Genomic DNA, 2992 nt, shown 5'->3' on the forward strand with positions numbered 1-2992 from the left:
CTTTGTAGCAATTGTAGATAATTGTTACAAAGTGTATTGACCTTGAGTCCCCTTGCCTAGTTTGGTATCGATGTGATACTAAACGTCGGGACATATAAACAGTTATAAGGTTGGTCAGGGTTGACCTCTTAGATTCAGTCAGGGGACTGAAGACCTTACTAGGCGGTTATTTCAGGTATTTCAACCTTATTTCATGCCTAAACGTTTCGCACAAATCCGTTGAGTATAGGCTACTTATGAGGACAGGCACTCATGCAAAAGGCAAAAGGGGCAATAAATAATCAGTCTTTAATAACCGGATTTAGTATTCAGAGCTTGATTCGGTAGGGCCGGCACTCAAATTAATACTCGCAACCATAGATAAAAAACTATATAAATCTAACCAATCATTTACTTTAGTAATTGGTATTTTACAAATCGCTGAAAGCAAGTCACCATAGGAATTAAGCAAATGCAGTTCCGAATCAAATCCTGTGGGAGATAGAAATTATGGTTGCTTTAATCACCCCAAAACCCGCTAAAACCAGCCGTTTAACCACACAAATCCAAGAAATCGCCGAAAATACTTTTACCCTGCGCTGTTTGGATTGGGATCGCGATCGTTTTGATATCGAATTTGGTTTAGAAAACGGTACCACTTATAACTCTTTTGTTATTCAAGGGGAAAAAACCGCCCTAATTGACACATCTCACCGCAAATTCGAGCGCCTTTATCTGGATGAATTAACTAAACTAATCAACATCAATCATCTTGATTATTTAATTATCAGTCACACCGAACCCGACCACAGTGGTTTAGTCAAAGAGGTTTTGGAATTAGTCCCAGAAGTTACCGTGGTGGGGGCAAAAGTTGCCATGCAATTCCTCGAAAACATGGTACACAGACCCTTTAAACAGTTAATCGTTAAAAGTGGTGATACTTTAGATTTAGGTAATGGTCATGTCTTAGAATTTGTTGCAGCCCCTAATCTTCATTGGCCCGATACTATCTTCACTTTTGATGCTAAAACTGCCACCCTTTTTACCTGTGATGCCTTCGGAATGCACTTTTGTGATGATCAAACCTACGATCGAGAAAAAGAGCTGCTAGAAGGCGATTTTCAAACCTATTATGACTGTCTGATGCGACCGAATGCTCGTTCGGTTTTAGGGGCAATTAAAAGAATCGAGAAATTTGAGATTAATCTCATTGCCACAGGTCACGGTCCCCTATTAAAACACCATATTTCTGATTGGGTGGGACGCTATCAAACTTGGAGTCAAGAACAAACTTCTGCTGATACTTTAGTGGCTGTATTCTTTAGCCAAGATTACGGACAAAGCGAACATTTAGCTACTATAATCAGTCAGGGTTTGACCAAAAATGATGTGGTGACAGAATTAGTCGATATGAATAATGCTGATCCCCACGAAGTCATAGAATTAATCAATCAATCGAAGGGAGTTGTCGTCGGAATGCCTCCCCAATCTTCCCCAATTAACCAGACAATTTTAAGCACGATTCTTGCTTCAATTAATGGCAAACAAGCGGTAGGATTATTTGAGTCAGGAGGTGGGGAAGATGAACCAATTTTTCCCTTAAGAAATAAATTACAGGAGATCGGAGCGATCGAAGCTTTTCCTCCTCTTTTAGTTAAAGACAATTCCCATCAATCCCTCGATTTGATTGCCGATGAAGCAGGAACCGACCTCGGCCAATGGTTAAGCCGAGAAAAAACGATTAAACAAATTAAGTCGATTAACAACGACTTAGAAAAAGCTTTAGGTCGTATTAGTACCGGATTGTACTTAATTACTTCCCAAAAAGCCGATTTATCTAGTGCCATGGTTGCCTCTTGGGTGACACAAGCAAGTTTAAATCCTTTAGGTGTGGCGATTGCAGTGGCCAAAGATCGGGCAATGGTATCCTTTTTACAGCCTAGCGATACCTTTGTTTTAAATGTTTTGGCTGAGGATAATTATCAGAAATTAATGAAACATTTCCTCAAGCGTTTCTCTCCCGGTGCCAATCGTTTTGAAGGCATTAAAACCTATACTGCTAATAATGGATCACCAATTTTAGCCGATGCCTTAGCTTACATAGAATGTCAAGTCACCAGTCGTTTAGATTGCGGCGATCATTGGGTAGTTTATTGTACCGTTAATACCGGACGAGTTGCTCGTTTAGATACCTTAACTGCTGTCCATCATCGCAAAGTTGGCAATCATTATTAATAGTTATCAGTTATCAGTTATCAGTTATCAGTTATCAGGAGGCAGGAGGCAGGAGATTATTTTTATTTATTCTTCCCATCACCCTACTTCCCCACTTTCCTAAAATCAAATTCTATCAATCTTAGGAGCAATAAAATGTACGAACCAATTAAAAAACCTTCCCCAATGATGGTGAGAGTAGTACAAGTCTTAGAAATGATTCAAGATTTAATTGTCATTTCTCTCTGTATCGGTTTATTTAGCTTCATGGTGTTAGAAGTCAGAGAAATGTTTATGTCTCTGCTGCCACCGATTCAATTTCGGATTATTACCGCCGATATTTTATTCCTCTTGATTCTAGTAGAATTGTTCCGATTGTTAATTATTTATTTGCAAGAAAAACGAGTTTCTATCGGTGTTGCCGTGGAAGTTTCTATCGTCTCGGTTTTGCGAGAATTAATTGTTAGAGGAGTCCTAGAAACTAATTGGACACAAGTATTAGCCGCCTGTGCTTTTCTAATAGTTCTCGGCACATTAATGGTATTAAGAGTTTGGCTTCCTCCCACCTTTGAAGGTATCGATCCCGAACAAAAAGTTTCTGAGCGTTATCGTCAACATTTAGTTAAAGAATTAACTGAAATAAACAGCAAAACTTAATCAGTTATCAGTTATCAGTTATCAGTTATCAGTTATCAGTTATCAGTTAGAAGGGGATAGGAAAATGGGGGAATAGGGTAATGGGGAAATAGAGTAATTTCAACTAAAACTCTAAAACCTCACTCCCCCCACACCCCACACC

At 39.1% G+C, this 2992-nt stretch carries 2 protein-coding genes; both read left to right on the top strand.

Annotation, left to right across the window (positions count from 1 at the left end):
• Positions 1-489: 489 nt before the first annotated feature.
• Entirely contained in the window at positions 490-2214 is a 1725-nt protein-coding gene (locus IQ242_RS21185) for a diflavin flavoprotein (protein WP_193961308.1), read from the top strand.
• 135 nt (positions 2215-2349) lie between these two features.
• Positions 2350-2850 carry a phosphate-starvation-inducible PsiE family protein gene (locus IQ242_RS21190; protein ID WP_002769278.1) on the top strand — a complete coding sequence of 167 codons (501 nt, stop codon included), beginning with the start codon at positions 2350-2352 and terminating at the stop codon, positions 2848-2850.
• The last annotated feature ends 142 nt before the right edge of the window (positions 2851-2992 follow it).

The organism is Microcystis sp. LEGE 08355, assembly GCF_015207185.1.
GTDB lineage: Bacteria > Cyanobacteriota > Cyanobacteriia > Cyanobacteriales > Microcystaceae > Microcystis > Microcystis panniformis.

What these genes read in the sequence shown, in the direction of transcription:
- IQ242_RS21185 (WP_193961308.1), top strand. Translation starts at nt 490, where the DNA reads ATGGTTGCTTTAATCACCCCAAAACCCGCTAAAACCAGCCGTTTAACC.
- IQ242_RS21190 (WP_002769278.1), top strand. Translation starts at nt 2,350, where the DNA reads ATGTACGAACCAATTAAAAAACCTTCCCCAATGATGGTGAGAGTAGTA.